The following is a 22,366-nucleotide window of genomic DNA, read 5'->3' as shown; positions in this document are numbered from 1 at the left end:
GAAAAAAAGTGATGTTGCAGAATAGATAAATCTATTCTGCAACATCACCTTTTTTATGTAAAGAGAATTACCTTGTTTAAGATTACGTATTTCCCCACAGATTTCTAATCTTCGGGCTGCTAAAAACTGATAACTCGGCTACGCCTCAAACAATCAGTTTTCTTAACGCAACCCTCGATTAGAAATCTTTGCCAGTAGATTAGAAAATCAACTTCGAAGTTCCAGATTTTACCAGCCTCGTTTGGCTTCGCCAAACATTGCTAAATTAGTGTTTGTTTTCAAACAAAGAAGAAAAAATCACAAGATTGTGTATTTTAAAATACCAAGCATCCGTAAAGAAAATTGCACTGACAGCTCTTTACGAATAAAAGCATTATAAATACTGTTAACTAATTAAAAATACAAAGCATAAGTCAGACGAGATTGCAATTTTTAGGAGGCTTGGGATTTTAAAAATTTAAACAAATATTATTCCTAAACAAAGGCTCCTCCATATCAACAGGTTTGCCGAAGGCAAACTCCTTGTCCCCCGCGAGGGGTCGCCCGGAGGGGGTAACGGGAGGGGGTTAAGGGGACCCGATGGGGGAACGTGCGAAACGTTCCCCTGGGGTCCCCTTTTACGAAGATTCAATTGTAAATAAAATTATTACATATAATACAGATAGCTTATCTCGGATAAGAAAAAACGATAATTTATCTCGGATAAAAATCTTGGATAATAACTCAAAATAGTATATAATAAAAAGATGAGGCAAAAAAGTTAAAGCGCCAGATCCCTATGGGATGACGAGGGAGGAAGTTATCGAAAATTCGGCGGGAGCTTCCTGGGTTCACAGCCCTAGTGTTAGACAAAAGCAGAGAGCAATTTCTGTGACAGAGAAGACACAGTGGCCTCATGAAAAATTTTATAAGGAGGCACTATGTGCGGAATAGTATGTTATAAGGGAAAGCTTAATGCAAGAGAGGTAATAGTTGACGGGCTCGAAAAGCTCGAGTACCGTGGTTACGACTCAGCAGGTCTTGCTGTGATTGATGGAGGAGAGCTTTCTGTGGTTAAGAAGGCTGGAAAACTAGCCAACCTTGAAAAGGCTCTTGAAGAGAATCCTATCAGTGGACATATTGGTATAGGCCACATTAGGTGGGCAACTCACGGAGAGGCAAGTGATATAAATAGCCATCCCCATCTTTCAAATAATGGAAAGATTGCTGTTGTCCACAATGGTATCATTGAAAACTATAGGGAATTAAAAAAAGAGCTTGAGGAAGAAGGCTATACTTTCAAGTCAACTACAGATACAGAAGTCATAGCAGTTTTACTAGAAAAATATTATGATGGAGACCTTTTAGAGGCTGTAAAAAAAGTTAAGGATAGGCTTGAGGGTTCTTTTGCTTGTGGCATTATAACAACAGATGAACCAGACAGGCTAATTGGTATGAGGGTTGAAAGTCCACTTGTAGTTGGTCTTATGGATGATGCTACAATCATGGCTAGTGATATACCTTCAATCCTTAAATATACAAAAGACGTAATCTACCTAGAAAATGGCGATATAATTGACATTAAGGATGGTGGATACAAAATTTATGACAATAGCTATAAGGAAGTTCAAAGAGAGCTTACAAAGATAACTTGGTCAGTAGATGCAGCTACCAAGTCTGGTTACGATCACTTTATGATTAAGGAAATCAACGAACAAGGCCCAGTTATCAAGGAACTTGTAAGGTTAAATGTAAAAAAAGGTGAAGTTGTATTTGACGGAGATTCCTTTAGCCAAACTGAAATTGAGAAATTTAAGAGAATTTATATAGTAGCCTGTGGTACAGCCTATAATGTAGGTCTTGTTGGCAAGTGGGCCCTAGAAAAATTTACAAAAATACCTGTAATTTGTGACCTAGCATCTGAATTTAGGTACAACGAACCATTTTTAGATGAAAATACCCTTGTAATTCTCATCTCCCAATCAGGTGAAACTGCAGACAGCCTAAAGGCCCTAAGACTTGCCAAGGAAAAGGGAGCGGAAACCCTTCTAATTACAAATACTCTAGCATCATCAATGGATAGGGAAGCAGACAAGTCTATTTACTGCTATGCAGGCCCAGAAATAGCCGTAGCATCAACCAAGGCCTACACCAGCCAAATAGTAAATATTTACCTTCTAGCTTTAGATTTTGGAAAGAAATTAGGAAAAATTTCCGAAGAAATCTACCAAGAAGTAATAGAAAATTTGAAGGAAATTCCTGAAAAAATCGAACAAATCCTAGCCGATGATGAAATAATAAAAGAATTTGCCCAAGAAGTAAAGGATAAACACAGCCTATTTTATATAGGAAGGGGCATTGATTATGCAACAAGCATCGAAGCTGCCCTAAAGATTAAAGAAGTTTCCTATATCCATACTGAAGCCTTCGCAGCAGGTGAATTAAAGCATGGAACAATTTCTTTGATAGAAGAAGGCACACCAGTCATAGCAATCATGACCCAAAAAGACCTCACAGCCAAGACCCTATCAAACGTAGAAGAAGTTGTGGCAAGGGGAGCAAATGTTTTTATTATCACATCTCACAAGGATGCCAGGATGGAAAAAATAACTGATAAAATTTATGAAGTGCCAGAGACAATCGAAATACTCTACCCACTTCTAACAGTAATTCCTGGCCAACTTATGGCTTATTATACATCAACAGCCAAGGGCATTGACGTTGATAAACCAAGAAACTTGGCAAAATCTGTAACAGTAGAATAAAATTTGTAAGATCAACAAAGCCTAGGCTAAGAATGCCTAGGCTTTGTTTTTATCTTAAACTATAATTGTAAAATTTTTCAAAAACTTAATTTTCAATAGATTTTACCTCTTCCTTGACATCTTCAGGTATCAATTTATTTGAAAAGTAAATCAGGCCTGCTGTTAGGACAGCGTCGTCGATATAGCCTAAGAATGGGAATATATCAGGGATTACATCTGCTGGCATGGCTATATAGACTAGGGTAAAAGCCGCAAGGATTTTGGCTGCGGTTGGGGTATTTTTGTTGGTAAGGGCTCTGAAATATCTTGGTATCAATCTTCTTAATTTATTCATAAAATTACATCCTTTATATACGAATTTAATTATCTTTATTTCTAATATCATTATACTGGGAAAAATTAAAAATCAAGTAAATAATATTAAAACTGTATTTTAAAAATATCAAACTACTAATTTAAAATCCGATATACGGGTATAATATTTATAAGAAAGAAGGTATAAATGGGAATTAGATTTAGAAAAAGTATAAATTTAGGCAAGGGTTTTAGGGTAAATATGTCTAAGTCCGGCCCGGGATTTTCTTGGGGTGGCAAGGGCTTTAGGGTGACCAAGAAGGCCGGTGGCGGCTTTAGGACTACTGCTTCCTTGCCAGGTACGGGTCTTTCCTACCAAAAAGATTTTTCAAATCCTTTTGGGGGAAAATCCCAGAAAAAACCTAGCTCTAAAAGCGAAGATTTTTTTGATGATGCTACTCAAAGCGAAAGTAGGGACTTTGGTCTTGATTTCAAAAATTTGGAATCAACAGGCCTTAAAGATGTTCTAGGAGAAGCTGCTTACAAGTATCCCCTAAGAAAAATAGGTTTGATTGTCTTTATTCTGGGAATCATTTTGACTTTTGTGAAAACCTACCTGGTGGTAATTGCGGTTATAGGTGCTTTTATGTATTTCTACAAGAAGAAGAATCCTGTTGAAATCGAATATGATTTTGAAGGAGATTCTGGTAAGGAATATGACCTTACCAACAAGCTTCTTGCTGGGATCTTAGAAAGCGAGAAGGTTTGGTTGGTTGATAAGATTGAAGCAGATGATGATAAGAACCTAATTACAGCTAGGAAAGAATTAAGGCTAAGAGAAGGTCTCGCTGGAGATTTAAGTACAAATGTAAAAGTTTATAGCCTAGAGGCAGGGGATTTGACCCTATCCTTCCTACCTGATGCCCTTTTGATAAACAAAAATGGGGATAATAAGGCTATTGATTACAAGGATATGGAAGTGGATTTAAGAAGCGAAGCCTTTCTTGAAGAAGAACTGATATCAGATGCTACTTTGATAAATAAGACATATCTTCACGTAAATAAGGACGGAACAGCTGATAAAAGATACAAAGACAATCCTGAGTTAAACCTTGTAGAATACGGGATATTAGAGATGAAAAATAAGGATATGACTCTGGTAATTGTCTTCTCAGACACAGTTATAGATGGTGAATAAGATGGATATTGATTTAAGAAAAAGAAATTTTATAGCCCTTAAAGATTTTTCTGAAAGGGAAATTCTATATTTAATAGACTTGGCCGCTGAATTTAAGGAATTAAAGGTTCAGAGAAAGCTCCACAAATATCTAGAAGGACAAAACATCATCCTTCTTTTTGAGGAAGCCTCAGCAAGAACCAGGACTTCTTTTGAGATAGCTGCGGCTGATTTGGGAATGACTACATCTTTTATTAACTACACCCAGGCAAAAATGGGCGAAAACGAATCAATTGAGGACACAATTTCTGTTTTCGACAGATATTATGATGGAATAGTCTATAGGGGACACGAGCAGAATCTGCTAGAAAAACTTGTAAAGATAACAGAAGTTCCAATTTATAATGCTATGACTGATATGTTCCACCCTTCCCAGATGATTTCAGATATGCTTACCATTAGGGAAAAATTTGGCTATCTAAGAGGCTTGAAACTCGCATATCTAGGCTATCCCGGCGATATTATGCCAAACTCTCTTGTCATCACTTGTTCAAAACTTGGTATAGATTTTGTAGGTTGTGGGCCAAGGAAGTTTTTTCCGAGAAGAGATTTGGTTAGACTTTCAAGAAAGTTTTCCGACAAGCACGACTCAGATGTCATTTATACAGATGATCTTGAGGAAGCAGTGGCAGATGCCGATATAATCTACACAGATATGTGGATTGCCCTTACAGAAAAAGAAAATCCACCTATGGATAGGATAAGAAGACTTTATCCTTATAGGGTGACAGATGAGGTTATGGCAATGTGCGATAAGGATGCGATTTTTATGCACTGCCTGCCAGCCTTCCACGATAAAAAGTCAAATCTTTCCCAAAAAGTACTGGCAAAACTACCAGAAGATATGAAGGATTGGGATTTTAACGGGATGGAAGTTGCTGATTCAGTTTTTAGGTCAGAAAAATCTATGGTTTTTGACCAAACAGAAAACAGGATTCCTGCCGTAAAGGCAATTTTATATTCAACCTTAAGATATGATTAGAAAAAAAGCTGGTAAGAGATAAGTAAGCGCTCTTTGATTATCAAAGACCGCCTACTTATCCTATGCCAGTTTTTAAATGTTTATTTTTTGGGAAACTAAGGAATTACTCGATTTACCATCTTGCAATATGGGTCATATTCTTTTCAAAATTTAGCCTTTAGCCATTTTTCTTTGCTTGCTTTCATCAATATTGTTAAAAACACCCAAAAGATTATTGGCAAGGTCAATAAAAAATAATTTTTTGCAAATAAGAGTATGCCTGTAAAGATAAATATAAAAGCTGTATAGACTGGATTTCTAACTATGCCGTAAACTCCATCAGTAATTAGGATATCAGCTTTGACATTTGCATTTATTTTGTGTATCAGGACAGCTCTTACACATAGATATAGGCCGAAAAATATCATAAATATTCCTAGGGCTACAAAAAGCAGACTAATTTGACTAGCTTCCCCTAATTCTAAAAATCCCTTATAATCTAAAATTAAGCTAGGACCAAACAAGATAGGACGTAAATTGGCCCAACTCCAAAGATTGGAAGATGTGGCTTATTTGATTTCATTTAATCCTCCATTTAAAAAATAGTATAAATTTCATTTATATTATATTTGCTAGGCTAAGTTTTAAGTAAAATTTTATGCAAGAATAGGCGCTCATATGAATGAATATTCATTTACGATATCAATGATTGTAGTAATTGTTATCAATATCAAATGCCTAAAAAAACTAAAATAAAAATGACCAAGACTTGTATTTAAGTTATTTCAATGGGTTCTAAAAAATATTTTTTGCATAAGCACTTGATTTCGAAAAAATATCAAATATAATGATAATGTGATATTTATACAATATTAATATGTTTCATAAAGGAGAGTAGTATGATAAATAAAAAGATTTTAAGAATTGGTGCCGGAGTTTTAGTTGGAGCTCTTGGAGGAAAAGTTTTAAGCTCAGAACTTGCTAAAAAAGCAGCTGTAGGTGCTGTCGCAGGTGGTCTTAGAGTAAAAGAATCTATTGACAAAACAGTAGAACAAGTAAGAGTTTCTGCTGATGATATAGTAGCAGAAGCTAAAGAAGCAAATGCAAAAGAAGATTTAGAAAAGGCTAAAAAAGCAGCAGAACTAAATATAGATGAAGTTGCTAGAGAAGACCTTATCAACCAAATCAAAGAAGAAATCAAGGCTGAGATCAAAGAGGACGAAGATAAATAATGAGGGCAAGTTTAGCCCACAGGCTAGATACCAGGGCTAGGTTTGTCTATGAGGAAAATCTCAGCTTTGACCTAGCCAATAATTTAAAATATCTAGTCCAAGGTCTAGATGGAGTTAAGCTTTGTAAGGTAAATCCTCTTGCAAATTCTTTTACAGTTACATTTGAAAAAGGAAGCCTTCCAAACCTTGCTAGGTTTATCCTAGACCTTGATTTAAAAACAATTAAAGACTTAGTTATAGATGATCCTGATTTTTACCCACAAGAGGAAGAGGATGTCTTTAGGATCCTAAGAGATGCTTTTTATAGGAGGCTTTTCTTTAGGTATTGTATCCCAGCTCCTCTAGGTCCATACTTCATCATGCTAAGGGCTTATCCATTTATCAAGAAGGGTCTAAAGGCTATTCGCCAAAGAAAGCTAAATGTAGACCTCTTGGATGCTACAGCTATTTCTGTATCCTTGGCAACAGGTGAATTTGGAGATGCAGCTAATATCATGTTCCTCTTGAGTTTAGGAGAGAAGTTAGAAGAATATACTCTCAAAAAATCTCAAGACGACCTAGCTCATTCCCTTGCCCTAAATATTGACAAGGTATTTGTGGTTGAAGATGGCAAAAAAATCCTAAAACCACTTAAGGAAGTAGAAGTAGGCGACCTTGTTTCAGTTGAAATGGGTTCTACAATCCCAGTAGATGGGGAAGTTGTAGAAGGCCTCGCCATGGTTAACGAAGCATCCTTTACTGGCGAAAGTGAAGCAGTTAAGAAAAATAAGGGATCTGTAGTTTTTGCAGGAACAGCCCTCGAAGAGGGTGGCGTCCTTGTTAAGGTGAGCAAAAAATACGACGATTCAAGATTAAGCCACATCATAAACCTTATTTCTGAAAGCGAGAGAAACAAGTCGCTTTCTCAAAAGAAGGCAGAAAGTATGGCTGATTCCCTTGTTAAGTATTCCTTTATAGGAGCAGGACTTACCTACTTACTTACAAGAAACTTCATCAAAGCCAAATCATTTTTGATGGTAGACTTTTCTTGTGCCCTTAAATTAACAATTCCTATAGCGACCATGAAGGCTATTAGCCAGGCTTCAGATATGGATGTTATAGTAAAGGGCGGAAGGTTTTTAGAAAACCTATCTCAGGCTGATACTATAGTCTTTGATAAAACAGGAACTTTAACCAAGTCAGAACCAAGACTTGCCAAGGTTATTGCCCTTACAGATATAAGCGAAGATGAGTGTTTGAGAATTGCAGCTTGCCTTGAAGAGCACTTCCCACATTCAATCGCTAACGCTGTTGTAAAGGCAGCCAAGGATAAGGACCTCCACCACGAGGAGATGCATTCAAAACCAGAATACATCGTAGCTCACGGTATCAGGTCACATATAGTTGACAAAACTGCCCTAATTGGATCAGAACACTTTATCCTAGAAGATGAGGGTATAGAAATAAGTGACGAAACTAGGGAAATGATTGATAATCTTAAGGAACATTATTCCCTTCTTTACCTAGCCTTTGCAGATAGGTTGATTGCGGTTCTTTGCATAGAAGACCCAATAAGAGAAGAGGCAGAAGATGTTATAAAAGATTTAAGAAAGCTAGGCTTTAAAGAGATAGCCATGCTTACTGGAGATGCTGAAAATGCGGCAGCTTCTGTTGCTAAACGCCTAGGTCTAGACTACTACCAATCTCAAGTCCTTCCAGAAGATAAGGAAGCCTATGTAAGGCAGAAGAAGGCTGAGGGTAGAAAAGTCATCATGATAGGTGATGGTATCAATGACTCAGTTGCCCTATCAGCTGCAGATGTTGGTATAGCTATGCACCAGGGAGCTGATATAGCTAAGGAAATCTCAGACATATCTATAGGTACAGATAGCCTAGATGGATTAATAGAAGTAATTAAACTTGCTAAGTCTATGGATAGGAGAATTAAGGCTGACTACAGAAAGATAGTAGGTATAAATTCTGGCCTAATTATCTTAGGTGTTCTAGGACTCTTATCAAATACAAATTCATCCCTAATCCACAACATGTCAACAGTTGCCATAGCTGGCCAAAATATGAATAATTACAGACTATAAATTTTTTAAAGGTGACAAACCAAAAGGTGGGTCACCTTTTTTGTTCAAAAATAAAGGCTTAAGGGAGTTTGGATTTTCTTTTAAATTTCTTTGCGACTTATTCCTTGACATATTATAAATTCAGTTGTATTATTATACTAAATAAAAATGTGATTACAGAAAGACAGTTTTAATGAATTACTTTAGAGAAAAGACGGTTGGTGCAAGTCTAGTAAGGATTAAAACTTATTCCCTCTGTAGGCAGAATAGCCGAAACAAGTAAGCTATTACGGAAGCTACCGTTATCAGAAGCAAGAAGTTGTTAGACTTCTGTTGAGGTAATCTTTTAGATTATAAACTTAGGTGGTACCACGAATTTACACTCGTCCTATATGGACGGGTTTTTTTATTAGCATTTTTATTTGTAGAAAGGAGTTCTTATGAAAAAAATATTTACTAAAATAGCCGGAACAATCTTTGTGCTGGTTGGCCTTATCATATTGGGCTCTTGTGGCAATAAGGAAGGCAAAAAAGAATACATAATTGGTGTCATCCAAATAGCCGACCATCCGTCACTTGATGCAGCCAGGGAGGGATTTTTGGAGGAACTTGACAAGGAAGGTCTATCCTACAAGTTAATCGACCACAGGGCTGGAGGAGATATTTCTCTTATTCCCCAATTGGCTTCCGACCTTAAGATTAAGGGGGCAGATTTGATTTACACCATAGGCACACCTGCCGCCCAGGGAGTTTATAACATAGTCAATGACAGGCCGATTTTATTTACAGCTGTAACAGACCCGATAGGAGCAGGCTTGGTTGATGAAAAAACAAGGACAGGAAAAAATATAACAGGGGTTTCAGATTATGTGGATCCAGCCAAGGTTATCGATGACTTTTTAAAAATTTATCCAGAAACTAAGACCTTCGCTACTATGTATAACACAAATGAGCAAAATTCTCTTGTCCAAATCGAGGCTTTGGAAAAGGCCCTTAAGGAGCGTGGCCTTAGTCTTAAAAAACAAGGGGTTTCATCAATTAACGATATTCCCCAAGCCCTTGCTAGCCTAAAGTCAGGCACAGATGCCATGGTAACTGTCACTGACAATGTGGTTGTAAACGCTATGCCAGTTATAGCCAAGACTTTGAAGGACGAAAAAATTCCTAGTTTGGCTTTCGATGAAGGTTCTGTAGAAAATGGGGCTCTGCTTGCAGAGGGGGTTAACTACAAAAAAATCGGCCAAAGGGCAGGACAGATGGCAGGTGAAATCCTAAGGGCAAACAAGGATATAAAAGACTTCCCATTTGAAGATGCCAAGGATTTAGAAATGCTTGTAAACAAGGAAACAGCAGGAATTTTGGGACTTGATTTGAAAAATGAAGGTCTTAAAGATGCTAAAATTATGGAAAAAAAGGAAGGAAAATAATGACAGTTTTACTTAATATAATGGCCTCATCGGTTGAAATAGGCCTTGTCTTCGGCGTTTTAGCCATGGGCTATATGCTCACTTACAAAATTTTGGAATACTACGACCTAACCCTAGAAGGATCTTATCCACTGGGAGCCTTCTTAACAGCAGCGGCAATCACAAGTGGTTTAAATCCTTACCTGGGACTTGTTTTGTCTCTTGTTGGTGGAGTGGCAGCTGGTTCTATCACTTATTTTCTATATAAAAAAGTGAAAGTCGAACCACTTTTAACTGGTATTTTAACCCTTACCATGCTTTATTCAGTAAATTTGAAAATTAAGGGTGTGTCTAATATCCCTGTTGCTCAATATCCATCAATTTTTGGTGGCGTGCCTAAATGGATAATCCTAATCGCCTTTGTTCTTATTATTAAAGTCCTAATTGATTATTTTTTAAGAAGCGAACAAGGATACCTTTTAAAAGTAACTGGCAATAATAGAAAGCTTGTCAAAGCCCTTGGCAAGGACCCTGACACCTACGTATTTTGGGGGCTTATCATTTCAAACGCCATAATCGGTCTAGCCGGAGGTCTTATGACTAATTACCAAGGCTTCGCTGACATCGGCATGGGCACAGCAATGATTGTTACAGGTCTTGCCTCAATCATAATCGGAGATACAATTGCAAAAAATTCGAACAAACTAAGGGATACAACCAGGGCAATCTTAGGTGCCATAGTCTATAGGATTATATCAGGTATCGCCATCTATTTTGGCCTAAATCCTAACGACCTAAAGCTAATCACTGCCCTAATTGTAATAGCCTTTATAGCTTACAATAACTACCTAGGCAAAAAACAGTACAGAAAGTTGGTAAGAGATGTTAGAAATTAAAAATATAAGCAAAAGTTTTAACCTTGGAACTGATGAAGAAGTGACAATTTTCGATAATTTCTCCCTAAAAATAGAAGAGGGAGTAGCAACTACCATTATAGGCCCAAACGGTTGTGGTAAGTCAACCCTCATGAACATAATCTCTGGAGCCCTAAGGGTAGATGGGGGTTCGATTTTAATTGACGGGGAAGATGTGACTAAGCTTTCTGAAGAAAAAAGAGCGGCCTACATTGGCAAGGTCAACCAAGACCCAAAGGACGGAGTTGCAACCAACCTTGATATATACGAAAACATGGCCCTTGCCCTAAAAAAAGGCAAGAAATTTACCCTAAAAAACCTAAAGAAAAATGCTGATGAAAAAGAGATTATAGAGAGGCTTAAGTCCTTGAATTTGGGGCTTGAAAACAAACTCCATACCAAAACTGGACTTCTATCTGGTGGTCAAAGGCAATCCCTATCGCTTTTGATGGCAACAGCCAAAAGGCCAAAACTTTTGCTCCTTGACGAGCATACAGCTGCCCTAGATCCTAAAACCAGCCGTAACATAATGGACAAAACCAGAAGCCTAATCGATACAGAAAAAATAACTACCCTTTTGATTTCCCACAACCTAAGGGATGTTGTTAGGTATTCTGACAGGATAATCATGCTCAACAAGGGCAAAATCGCCATAGATGTCATGGCAAAAGACATAAGTGAACCAGAACTTATAAAAAAATACAAGGAAGAACTTGGCGAATACGAAGGATAAAAAAATGGCTAGGATAAACTAAACAGGTTTTCCTAGCCATTTTCAGCTAAATATTTTAAAGGGTTATTAGTTATATAATAAGCTAAGACTTAGAAAATTGGAGGGTATAAGTTCATCGCTTATTTTTTTACAAATTTTTTGTAAAGTCCGAACACAGCCATGCCGATGATTGCATTTACCACAATAGCGCCACCTGGCTTGATGTCGAAATTATAGGAAGCTACAATTCCAACCATCATGTAGATTAGGCCAAGGATAGTAGTTATGAAAAAGGTTTGTTTGTAAGATTTGGCTACTATAAGGGCTGTTGCAACAGGAAGCACTATGAGGCTTGTCACCATCAAGGCTCCGATTATCTTCACAGACAAGGCTATAGTTATAGCTGCAAGTAGGGTAAAGATAGCATCAAGTCTTTCTACCTTAACCCCAGAAAGTCTTGCGGTATTTGGGTCTATGGCGATGGCTAGGAGAGCTGAATATCTGGTGACAGAAAGGATTAATACCAAGACAAATACTATAGAAGTATTTATGATATCAGCTGTTGTTACCGATGAAATCGAACCAAAAAGGTAGGACTCAAAGGAATTACCACCGGGAGCGAAATCTGACAAGATGGCTGCTATACCAAGACCTGTCGACATGATTACCGCTGTTGCCATATCTCCATATTGGGGAAATTTTTTTCTTATTAACTCTATTAGGAAGGCTGCCAGCACACAAATTATAGCAGATCCTAAGAGGGGGTCAAAACCTAAGATTAGGCCCATACCAACACCAGCAAGGGCTGTATGGGAAAGGGCATCTCCAATCATAGAAGTTTTTCTGTTGACCATCACTATTCCTATTATAGGAATCATAATCGAAAGGAGGAAGCCTAAAAGTAAAGCTTTTCTCATAAAGGCAAATTCTAACATTTTTTAAGCCTCCCTTCTACCATTTCATATTTTTTCATATTCAAATCAAGACTTTCCATTTCCTTTAATTCGTGGGTAACCATTACTATGGTGATGGAAAATTTTTCTGAAAGGATATTTATTGTTTCAAAAAAATTCGCTTTACTTTCCTTATCAACACCAGCTGTAGGTTCGTCTAGGATAAGGATTTGAGGGTTATTAATCATAGCCTTGGCAATCATTGCCCTTTGGGCAAGACCACCAGACAACTCATTGACAGGAGTATTTATATATGCTTCCATGCCCATTTTTATAAGGATATCTTTAGCCTTTTGATAGTGAGCTTTTTTTGGGATTTTGATAAAGCCAAAATCCTCGTAAAGGTTTAAAGATACTAGTTCTAGGCAAGTTATAGGGAAGGATATTTTATTTACTATATTTATTTGGGGAACATAGCCGATATCCTTATAGGATTTGTAATCTTCGATATTCTTGCCCAAAATTTTTATAGAACCTGTATCTTTTTTTAGTTCGCCTAACATTAATTTTATCAAAGTTGACTTGCCACTGCCGTTACCACCTAGGATAAGAGCCAAATCTCCAGTATCTATTTCAAAATCACAAGATTTTATGACGGGGATTTTATTATAGGCAAAGGTCACATCTTTTATTTCAATTGCTTTCATTTTTCCTCCTCGACCATAGACTTGTAGAGATTTTCAAGATTCATTCTCATTAAATCAATGTAAGATTGGTCCTTATCTTTTTGTTCTTTGGTCAAAAATTCCATGGAGGCAAGGGGAGAAATCTTGCCGCCAATTTCTTCTGCTAGGGCCTTGGCCTGCTTTGGATTTTGCCCGTATTCGTAAAAGACGGTTGAAATATGGTTAAATTCTGAAAAATCAATCGCCTTTTTTATTGTCTTAAGACTTGGACTTTCAAGGCTGGTTAGACCTTGGAGAGGGTACTGGGTTAGGTCAAAATCTCTAGCCAGATAGGCGTAAGCGTAATGGAGGGTTAGGAAATTTTTCCTATCCTTATCAAGCTTTGCGAATTTTTCTTTATATTCTGCGTCTATATCTGTCAATTGGTCTACATATTTTAGCTTATTTTTTCTGTATATTCTTTCGTTTTGTGGATATTTTTCTATCAATTTTTCCTGGATGGCATTTAGGTATTTCTTGGCATTTACGATGGAAATCCAAGAGTGAGGGTCATAGGTGATTTTGTCAAAACCTGATGAAGAGCCTTCCATAAGAGAGACTTCCTTGCCCTCATCCTTTAAGAAATTGCCCTTAGTGTCTACGAAATTATAAGGGAGCAAGTCCTCACTAACCCTATCGGATATAAATATCCATTTGCCATCTTCAGGGAAATCAAAAAATACCTCGCCAGATTCGTGGCCCATCTCTACGCCGTAAACCTTGCCTTCTTCTACCTTATTGGTAGATTTTTGGTGGACTAGTTCGCCCTTTTGGCTCATGACTTCCTTGGCTTTTTTGACCAAGTTTTTTTGGTCAAGGCCTTCGTCTTTGATAAAGGCAACCCTCATCATGTCTTCGTGGGTATGGCCAAAGTCAATCTTATTTTTGCCAGCTTTTAGATCTAGCCTTGCCAGGTATTGAAAATCACCGATAGCAGCTGCACCCTTATAGGTAATAAGGTCTACAGAATCTGATAGCTTTAGGATATCAAGGTTTGGCAAGTTTTCCTTTACGGTATCAAGCCAAGGCTCCATGTTGGCCCCATTTACAACTAAGAGGTCGCAAGAAGCTAGTTTTTTCATATCCTTAGGAGAAGGTTCCCATTCGTGGGGCACCTTGTCTACAGGCATAAAACTTTCTACCCTTGCTGTGTCCCCGCTAATCATTTGGACAAGGTCATGGACTGGGTAAAATGAAGTATAAATTAGGGGTTTATCGCCAGTCTTTTTTTCGTGTTTTGAGCAGGAAGTTGCTAGGAGAAGAACAAGGATAGGAAAAATCGCTAAAAATTTTCTACTCCCTTTTTTTAGGCCAAGCAAGCCTTGGCCCAGGGAGAAAATCTTATTCAGTAATTTCATCTATGATTTGTTGGTCAGTTGAAGATGGTTTTACAAAGGTTGGGTACCAGCCTTCTTCTTTAAGTAGGCTATCCTTGTCATCACCATATCTCATGTGGAAGTGGGTTAGACTTTCTTCACCGTGGATAGGCATCATTAAAAGAACCTTGTAAGGAGCATCTTTGCTTGTAGCTTCAAATACATCCCACTCAAGCTTATGACCACCGTGTTCTACTTCTATTTTGTCTTTATAGGTATAATCAGCTTCACCGACAACTTCGCCCTTAGCATCTGGGAATTCTTTTAGGAATTTAACATGGTCGCCAGAGATTTCTAGACCACCAAAATCACATTTTCTCTTCTTTAGATAGCCTTCTTTGGCAGATTTTTCATCTGTATTTTCTTTTTCTGCTAGAGTTTTGAAAGCGCCTTGGATTTCAGGTTTTTCTAGGTAACCACCCATGTTATTCCATTCGCCTTCCCAATCAGCTATGCTTGCCTTATCAGCTTCTTCGGCTGGTTTTGCTTCTTCGGCTGGTTTTGCTTCTTCAGCAGGTTTTTCGTCCTTAGCTTGTTCTTCTACTTGGGTTTCTGCCTTAGTATCCTCTGCAGGTTTTGCCTCATCTGCACCTTTTTGGCAGGCAGAAAAAATAAGACCTAGGGAAAGTAGGGCTGTTATAGTGTATTTTTTATTAAATTTCATATCATTTACCTCATAATTAATTTTTAAATTGTCAATCGATTAACCAGTCATGATAATAATAACCCATATCAATTAAAAAGTCAAGAATGATTTGCATTATCGTTCAAAAATGATTAATTAACAAGGGCAAAAGGACCGAATTTTCTTTGGCTAAATATTGAAATTTAGGGCTTAATCGAAGAGAGTCTTATTTTGAAAATTTTTTGGATTTTGTATTATAAAATACATGGATTTGGATTTTGTGACGAAAAAATACCTAGAATTGAATTTTGCGATGAAAAATACATGGATTTGGATTTTACAATTTAAAATTCCTAAATTTAGATTTTTGGGCTTGATTTTTAAAAATTGAAATTCGTATCTTTTCTCTTGCACTGAATAGAGACTTTAATTTTGTTTTAATAGGTCTGGAATTTTTGGTTTTTTATTTGGTGAGAAAGAATTTTATTTGGGTTTTGATTATAGATTTAAAAAAATCTGAAGGATTCAATCAAGAAATAAAATTACTTTTAGTTAGAGATTGGAAAGATAGTGTGAATTATGAAAAAAAGTGACCGACAGATTTTGCCGATCACTTTTATCTCTATTTCTTTGTATAGTTTGGAGATTCTCTTGTAATTTGAATATCGTGTGGGTGGTTTTCTACTAGGGAGGCTGGGGAGATTTTTACGAATTTTGATTTTTCGTAAAGTTCCTTGAGATTAGCTGCTCCTACGTAACCCATACCAGATCTTAGTCCGCCGAGAAGTTGGTAGATTACGTCGCCTACATATCCCTTAAAGGCTACACGGCCTTCAACGCCTTCTGGTACGAATTTTTTGGTGTCATTTTGGAAATATCTGTCAGATGAACCTGATTTCATGCTTGCGAGAGAACCCATGCCACGGTATTCTTTAAATTGCTTACCTTCAAACATGATAGTCTCTCCTGGACTTTCTTCAGTTCCTGCAAAGAGGGAACCTGCCATTACCACATTTGCACCACAGGCTAGGGCTTTGGTAATATCGCCAGAATATTTGATACCACCGTCTGCTATTACTGGGATGCCGTATTCTTTGGCAACTTCCACGCAGTCGACAATGGCAGATATTTGTGGCACACCAACACCAGTTACAACCCTGGTTGTACAAATTGATCCAGGACCAATTCCGACTTTGACACAGTCAACGCCAGCTTCTATTAGGTCTCTTGCTGCTTCGCCTGTTGCGATATTGCCGGCAATTACCTGGAGGTCTGGGTATTTGGCCTTGATTTTTTTGACAGCTTCTATAACGCCTTTAGAGTGGCCGTGGGCAGTATCAAGGGCGATTACGTCAACCTTTGAGCCAACGAGAGCGTCAACTCTTTCCATCATATCACCTGTAATACCAACACCTGCACCAACAAGGAGCCTGTCTTGGTCATCTCTGGCTGAATTTGGATATTGTCTGGTTTTTTCTATATCCTTGATAGTGATAAGGCCCTTTAGCTTGCCCTCATCATCTACGATTGGGAGTTTTTCAACTTTTCCAGATTCCATCTTCTTTATGGCATCTTCCATGGAAATACCAACGTGTCCTAGGATTAAATTGTCCTTGGTCATAATATCTTCAATTAGGACGCTTTCGTCATCTTGGAACCTTACGTCCCTGTTGGTTAAAATTCCCTTTAGGTGCATGCCATCGTCAACTATTGGCACACCTGAAATTCTGTAGTGGGCCATGATATCAAGGGCATCACCGAGGTTGTTGTATGGGTGCAAATAGAAAGGATCGGTTATAACTCCGTGTTCGCTCCTCTTAACTCTGTCAACTTGGGCAGCTTGCTCTTCTATGGACATATTTTTGTGGATAATACCAATTCCACCTTGTCTTGCCATGGCAATCGCCATTTCATACTCGGTAACAGTATCCATTGATGCTGACATTAACGGAATATTTAGCTTGATCTTTTTTGTTAAGTTTGTTTTAATTTCTACTTGATTTGGTAAAACTTCAGATGGGCCTGGTACAAGAAGTAGGTCATCGAAAGTTAAGCCGTCGCCTATAATTTTCATCTTAATCTCCTCTTTTCTTTGATTCTAATAGAAACAATCCACTCTTAAAGCATCTTATTGCTTTTCGCAACACTCTATTCAATTATTTTTCTTACTATACCTTTAAAAATAAGACTCGTCTAATGATTTTCCTAAGAGATTTGAAATTGGTAAAATTACAAAAATTAGGGGTCTTGTCCCTTGAAAATAAAAAAATCGCCCTGGAGGACGATTTTAATTTATTATTTATCTAGTAAGATGATTAATAAAGATATAAAGCAAATAAAAAATATGAGCGACTATATAGCAACTATATATATTTAACTACAAATAGGGATATGGATTTCTGTCAAATACCTATCTACCATATTTTCTAGGAAGGGATCTAAAATATTTATGCAGATAAAATCTTTGGAGAAATTCTTATCTGGGAAATTTTTCTTAGCCTCTTCCACAACCCTTGGTATATCGGCATAAGGACCTTCGTAAAAAAATCTTAGAGCCTTGTATTTGTCTAGATATTTTATAAAGTCTTCGTATTCTTCCTTGACATAATTAAAGCCAACTAGGGCCCCAAAAACTTTATCGTAGGAGCTATTTTCTTTTTTGTAATTATAAAAAACTAGGGTTGGATAGTTAAAAAACAGGGAAGAGTTGTAGATATTTTCTTCATAGCCAAGAGAATAATATATCCTAGGTGGGCTAGAAATAAAATCGTAGTCTATATTTTTGCTGATTTTTAGTTTTTCATCAACAAAATCCAACTTTCTATCTATAGTTTGTATAATTTCTGATAATCTCTCTTGTTCTTTAAGGATCATATCTGCCTGGAAATTCAGTTCTTCTTTTAGGGTGTTTAGGTTATCATGGCTTAAAAGGTCCTTGATTTTTTCTATAGAAAAACCAAGGCTTCTAAGGAATTTTATAAAAGAAAATTGAGAAAATTGATTGTAGGTGTACTTTCTATAGCCGGTCTTTGGATCAACCTCACAGGGTTTAAATAAGTCTATTTTGTCATAATAAATCAGAGTTTGCCTGCTGACATTAAACATATTGGCAAATTCACTTACGGATAAATATTTCATCACAACCTCCACTATTATCATACTAATTTTTATCGTAGTTTTAAGCAAGAAAACTCCCACATTTGCCATAAAAGTGAGAGTTTAGAAATTTTATTATAATAATATTATGAAATTTTCCTATCAGGAATAATTTTATTTAAGATGATAGCTACTAGGGCAGAGCTTGCTATAGATGATCCTAGGATATATTGGATTATAACAGGTAGGTTTTTTATAAAGTCTTTTGGGACTAGGTTTAATCCTAGGGCAAAAGACATTGATATGATCAAAATATATTGGCCCTTGCTATCAAGATTTATGGTTTTAAGCATGCCAATTCCTGCTAGGGCTATAATACCGCTTGTTACCAAAAATACTCCGCCAATAGCAGCTGATGGGATTACGGTGATGATGGCTGACAATTTGCCTGAAAAACCTATTAGGATAAGGATGGTGCCAACAAAGGTCATTATGTGCCTGCTAAAGACTTTGGATAGGGCAAGGACTCCCACATTTGAAGAGTAGGCTGTCATTGGGCTTACCCCAAAAAGTGAAGATATTATATTGGCAATTCCAAGCCCTGTTACACCCTTATTGACCCTTTCTTCTGTGAGTTCTGTTTGGGTAGTAGAGCTTGTAGCTAGCCATGATCCAACAGTCTCTGTCATTATTACAAAGTATAAAATAATCATAGTAAAGACAGATGCTAGGTCAAATTTTATAGAAAAGTCTAGGAAAGGTAGGGCAGGCCTTGCAAAAAAACTAGCGTTTTTGACTGGTTCGAAGTTGCCATAACCATAAGATAAATAGACTAGAAACCCACATAAAAGAGCAAAAATACCCGATCCTATCCTAGAAATAGAACCTACCTTATTATTTTTTTCACCAAGAATAGAAAAAACCATCATGGCAAGCATTGTTATAAGAGCAATTATTATATTTTCTCCCAAGCTAGCTTCATTTTCTACAAAAATTTGCGAATTTAGAGCTAGGGGTATGAGGGATAGGCCGATATTTAAAACTATACTTGCTCCAACAACTGGAGATATCAAGGACTGGAGGATTTTGTTAAATTGCTTTGATAATCCTATCATAACTTGGACAAAGGCACCTATTAGACAAGCGCCAACCACATAGGCCCAAGAATCGATATTGCCACCATTTATCATATAAATTCCGATAATACCGCCAACAGGCACAAAACTTGCACCGTAGACAAGGGGATATTTCATAAAAACAAGGGCTTGAATTAGGGTTGTTATTCCTGATACCAAAAAGGTTGATTGGATTATGCTCACCTTTTGGGCGTCGTCAAAAAGTAAAATTGATGCTATGATTAAAGGTACAACATAAGCATTCATAACTAAAGTATGCTGGAGGGCAAGGACTAGGGCCTTGCCAGTAGGGAGTTTTTCTTCTATTTTTTTCTCGTTGGGATTTTGTATATTATTTTCCATCTATTTAACCCTCTCTCCTTGGACGTAGACTTCTTTTATGTTTGAAGATTCTGATAAAAGCAATAATTTATGGAGGATATCTATATCAGAGAGCTCCTCATAAAAGTGTGGGATTGCCTCATCTATTTTCAGAATTTGTATATCAAAGGCATAGCCTTTTTCAAGTTTTCCTATAGGTAGTTTTAGGGCCTCGCCACCTCCTGCTGTCGCTAGGTAAAAGGCTCTATTTAGAGTTATTGACGAGTCTATTCTGCCTCTTTTATCACTAGCTAGGGCTGGATTGACTCCGTCGTTTAGCATCCTAGATGAGATGACAGCTTGTCTTATGGCTGTATACATGCTAGGGCTATAACCACCAGAAATATCGGTAGCAAGACCTACATTTAGTCCCATTTCCTGGCAAGTTTTGATAGGTAGGACTGCATTTGCAAAATAAGCATTTGAAATCGGACTGTGGGCAATACTTGCGCCTCTTTCTGCCAAAAGCTTCATATCTTCTTCTGATAGGTGGCAAGCGTGGGCTAGGATAGTTCTTTCATTTATAAGGCCGAACTTATCCAGGGCCTTGGCATCGTGGATTCCGTATCTTTCTATAGCATAACCATGCTCCCAGTCGCTTTCGCTGACATGGCTTTGGATATGGATATCTTTATAGGTTTTAGCTAGCTCTCCCAGGCCTTCTAGGGCCTCATCTGAGCAAGAAGGTATAAACCTAGGTGTGATGACCGGATATACTTTTTGCTTGTAGGTATCTTTTATGGATAAACCCTCATCTATAAAGAGTCTTGATTCTTCAATAGCATCTTTGGCTGACTTGTCCCTGCAATAATCAGGGTTGGCATTAGGATCATCCATTACAACCTTGCCAACAAGACCCCTTTGACCAAGAGTTCCACAGATTTGGGCGAGAAGTCTTGATGGAGCCCTATCAACGCTTGAAAAATACATGGCAGTTGTTGTACCGAACTTGAGAGTTTCTTTTACCAAATCTCTATAGACCATGTTAGCAAATTCTAAATCCCTATACTTGCTTTCAAGTGGGAAGGTGTATTTGCCAAGCCAAACTTCTAGTGGACTATCTAGGGCGGTGCCAGCTTGTGGCCACTGAGGAGCGTGGTTGTGAAGGTCTATAAAACCTGGCAATATGTATTCATTATCAGCTAAAACCCTAAGTTTGCCCTCTTCTAATAGTTTTTGTCTTATTTCATCATAAGAAGCATTAGATTTTTCATAAAGTTCTTCTATAAAACCATCTTCGTTTATTAGAAAAATCCCCTTATTTATAAATTTAACTTGGTCAAAACTTTCGCTATAAAAAGCTTTTGCTTCTATTGCAAATGACTTATTCATTTTTACCTCCTGAAGATTTTGAAAATATCATATAGCCTATAGCAGCTATACAGTCAAGGAGAAAATAAAAAAAATCGCCCCGAAGGACGATTTTTCTATTCATTTACCATTAGGTAGTTATAAGCGCCGAGGGCTGCTGTGGCTCCAGAGCCTGCGGCGATTACGATTTGCTTGAATTTGCTATCTGTAGCATCACCTGCGGCGTAGATTCTTTCGATGTTTGTAGATCCGTCATTTCCTGTGATGATTTCACCCATCTTATTCTTTTCTATACCTGAATCTCCCATCCAATCGGTGTTTGGAATGAGGCCTACTTGGATAAAGCAACCTGCTATATCAAGTTTGTTTTCTTGGCCACTTATTCTGTCAGTATATTCGAGTCTTTCAACCCTGCCATCGCCGTAAAGGCCTGTGGTTTGGGCGTTGGTTATTACTGTCACATTTGAAAGAGATTTCAATTTCTTTTGTAAAATCTCATCTGCCTTTAATTCTGGCAAAAATTCTAAGACTGTTACGTGTTTTACAATGCCTGCTAGGTCAATAGCTGCCTCTATACCAGAGTTTCCGCCACCGATTACAGCGACATTTTTGCCCTTAAAGAGTGGGCCGTCACAGTGGGTACAATAGGCAACACCCTTGTTTCTAAACTCAGTTTCACCAGGGATGCCGATTAGCCTCCACCTAGCGCCAGTTGCAATTATTGCAGTTTTTGCAAAGAGCTTAGCTCCATTATCAAGGCTTACTTCTACCTTTCCGTCCACAGATTTTATTCCATCTGCAAGGACACCTGTCATTAGGTCTACATCAAGGCTTGTAACTTGGCCTTTCATTTGAACCATGAAATCAGGGCCTTCTGTGTATTTAAAACCAGGAATATTTTCTATGGACAAGGTCTCATTGACCTGGCCACCAAATTCGCTGGCAACAAGTCCTGTTTTGATGCCCTTTCTGGCAGCGTAAATTGCAGCTGTAGCAGCGGCTGGACCACCACCTATTATTAGGGTATCGAAAAGTCCCTTATTAGCAAATTCACCCTTGTCAACCTTAGTTCCAAGCTTATCTAAGAGGCTAGAAAGGGATTGCTTGCCACCTTCGAAAAATTCTCCGTCCTTAAAAATGGCAGGAACGGCGAGGACATCCCTTGATTCTGCTAGGTCTTGGAAAGTGCCACCATCAATCATAGTGTGGTTGATAGCTGGATTTAGGATTGCCATTATATTTAGGGCCTGGACTACGTCTGGGCAGTTGTGGCAAGAAAGTGAAACTATA

At 37.7% G+C, this 22,366-nt stretch carries 19 protein-coding genes and 1 other annotated feature; of the genes, 8 read left to right on the top strand and 11 right to left on the bottom strand.

The annotated features are described in order from the left end of the window. The first annotated feature begins 920 nt into the window (after nt 1-920). Nucleotides 921-2,744: a glutamine--fructose-6-phosphate transaminase (isomerizing) gene (gene glmS, locus RQ907_RS02680; RefSeq protein WP_311491865.1), complete on the top strand. Its 1,824-nt coding sequence runs from the start codon at nt 921-923 to the stop codon at nt 2,742-2,744. 85 nt (nt 2,745-2,829) lie between these two features. On the opposite strand, the gene RQ907_RS02675 is transcribed toward glmS, so the two are convergent. Further along, nucleotides 2,830-3,078 carry a DUF1232 domain-containing protein gene (locus RQ907_RS02675; protein ID WP_311491864.1) on the bottom strand — a complete coding sequence of 83 codons (249 nt, stop codon included), beginning with the start codon at nt 3,076-3,078 and terminating at the stop codon, nt 2,830-2,832. Nucleotides 3,079-3,246: 168 nt separating this feature from the next. Here RQ907_RS02675 and RQ907_RS02670 point away from each other — a divergent pair, with 168 nt between their 5' ends. After that, nucleotides 3,247-4,236, top strand: coding sequence for a DUF4236 domain-containing protein (locus RQ907_RS02670; protein WP_311491863.1), 990 nt, complete (start codon nt 3,247-3,249; stop codon nt 4,234-4,236). Nucleotide 4,237: 1 nt separating this feature from the next. Further along, entirely contained in the window at nt 4,238-5,257 is a 1,020-nt protein-coding gene (argF, locus tag RQ907_RS02665; protein WP_311491862.1) for an ornithine carbamoyltransferase, read from the top strand. Nucleotides 5,258-5,400: 143 nt separating this feature from the next. Here argF and RQ907_RS02660 read toward each other — a convergent pair whose 3' ends face one another. Further along, a complete protein-coding gene (locus RQ907_RS02660; protein ID WP_311491861.1) occupies nt 5,401-5,664 on the bottom strand; it encodes a methyltransferase in 264 nt (87 codons plus the stop codon). A gap of 471 nt (nt 5,665-6,135) precedes the next feature. Between RQ907_RS02660 and RQ907_RS02655 the strand changes: the two genes are divergently transcribed. The 5 genes from RQ907_RS02655 to RQ907_RS02635 all read left to right on the top strand — a co-directional run bounded on the left by RQ907_RS02655 (nt 6,136) and on the right by RQ907_RS02635 (nt 11,575). Continuing rightward, on the top strand, nt 6,136-6,468 hold the full coding sequence (locus RQ907_RS02655; protein ID WP_311491860.1) for a DUF6110 family protein: 333 nt from the start codon (nt 6,136-6,138) through the stop codon (nt 6,466-6,468). Beyond that, nucleotides 6,468-8,543 (top strand): heavy metal translocating P-type ATPase, encoded by a 2,076-nt coding sequence (locus RQ907_RS02650; protein WP_311491859.1) that lies wholly within the window; start codon nt 6,468-6,470, stop codon nt 8,541-8,543. Before RQ907_RS02655 ends, RQ907_RS02650 begins: the two co-directional genes overlap by 1 nt. Before the next feature lie 143 nt (nt 8,544-8,686). Then, nucleotides 8,687-8,916 (top strand) — a binding site (T-box leader). Nucleotides 8,917-8,962: 46 nt separating this feature from the next. Further along, nucleotides 8,963-9,949, top strand: a complete 987-nt coding sequence (locus tag RQ907_RS02645; protein WP_311491858.1) for an ABC transporter substrate-binding protein — start codon at nt 8,963-8,965, stop codon at nt 9,947-9,949. Continuing rightward, nucleotides 9,949-10,824, top strand: coding sequence for an ABC transporter permease subunit (locus tag RQ907_RS02640; RefSeq protein ID WP_311491857.1), 876 nt, complete (start codon nt 9,949-9,951; stop codon nt 10,822-10,824). Before RQ907_RS02645 ends, RQ907_RS02640 begins: the two co-directional genes overlap by 1 nt. Further along, complete coding sequence (locus RQ907_RS02635; protein ID WP_311491856.1) at nt 10,811-11,575, top strand: ATP-binding cassette domain-containing protein; 765 nt, start codon at nt 10,811-10,813, stop codon at nt 11,573-11,575. Before RQ907_RS02640 ends, RQ907_RS02635 begins: the two co-directional genes overlap by 14 nt. A 119-nt stretch (nt 11,576-11,694) precedes the next feature. On the opposite strand, the gene RQ907_RS02630 is transcribed toward RQ907_RS02635, so the two are convergent. The 9 genes from RQ907_RS02630 to ahpF form a co-directional block, all read right to left on the bottom strand. Further along, on the bottom strand, nt 11,695-12,489 hold the full coding sequence (locus RQ907_RS02630; protein WP_311491855.1) for a metal ABC transporter permease: 795 nt from the start codon (nt 12,487-12,489) through the stop codon (nt 11,695-11,697). After that, nucleotides 12,483-13,154: an ATP-binding cassette domain-containing protein gene (locus RQ907_RS02625; protein WP_311491854.1), complete on the bottom strand. Its 672-nt coding sequence runs from the start codon at nt 13,152-13,154 to the stop codon at nt 12,483-12,485. The genes RQ907_RS02630 and RQ907_RS02625 overlap by 7 nt, the downstream gene beginning before the upstream one ends. Then, nucleotides 13,151-14,530 carry a metal ABC transporter substrate-binding protein gene (locus RQ907_RS02620; protein WP_311491853.1) on the bottom strand — a complete coding sequence of 460 codons (1,380 nt, stop codon included), beginning with the start codon at nt 14,528-14,530 and terminating at the stop codon, nt 13,151-13,153. The genes RQ907_RS02625 and RQ907_RS02620 overlap by 4 nt, the downstream gene beginning before the upstream one ends. After that, the gene (locus RQ907_RS02615) at nt 14,514-15,212 is read right to left on the bottom strand and encodes a ZinT/AdcA family metal-binding protein (protein ID WP_311491852.1); all 699 of its coding nucleotides are present in this window, start codon (nt 15,210-15,212) and stop codon (nt 14,514-14,516) included. The genes RQ907_RS02620 and RQ907_RS02615 overlap by 17 nt, the downstream gene beginning before the upstream one ends. Before the next feature lie 583 nt (nt 15,213-15,795). Continuing rightward, nucleotides 15,796-17,247, bottom strand: coding sequence for an IMP dehydrogenase (guaB, locus tag RQ907_RS02610; RefSeq protein ID WP_311491851.1), 1,452 nt, complete (start codon nt 17,245-17,247; stop codon nt 15,796-15,798). A 299-nt stretch (nt 17,248-17,546) separates the two neighbouring features. Next, on the bottom strand, nt 17,547-18,311 hold the full coding sequence (locus RQ907_RS02605; RefSeq protein ID WP_311491850.1) for a helix-turn-helix domain-containing protein: 765 nt from the start codon (nt 18,309-18,311) through the stop codon (nt 17,547-17,549). A gap of 104 nt (nt 18,312-18,415) precedes the next feature. Beyond that, nucleotides 18,416-19,747 carry a solute carrier family 23 protein gene (locus RQ907_RS02600; RefSeq protein ID WP_311491849.1) on the bottom strand — a complete coding sequence of 444 codons (1,332 nt, stop codon included), beginning with the start codon at nt 19,745-19,747 and terminating at the stop codon, nt 18,416-18,418. Continuing rightward, nucleotides 19,748-21,097, bottom strand: a complete 1,350-nt coding sequence (gene guaD / locus RQ907_RS02595; protein WP_311491848.1) for a guanine deaminase — start codon at nt 21,095-21,097, stop codon at nt 19,748-19,750. A gap of 95 nt (nt 21,098-21,192) precedes the next feature. Further along, nucleotides 21,193-22,366, bottom strand: a 1,174-nt coding sequence (gene ahpF / locus RQ907_RS02590) for an alkyl hydroperoxide reductase subunit F (RefSeq protein ID WP_311491847.1), incomplete at its 5' end; no start/stop codon positions are given.

It is taken from the genome of uncultured Anaerococcus sp., assembly GCF_963510575.1.
In the GTDB taxonomy this organism is placed as follows: Bacteria; Bacillota; Clostridia; order Tissierellales; family Peptoniphilaceae; genus Anaerococcus.
This window is presented reverse-complemented; position numbering and strand designations above follow the sequence as displayed.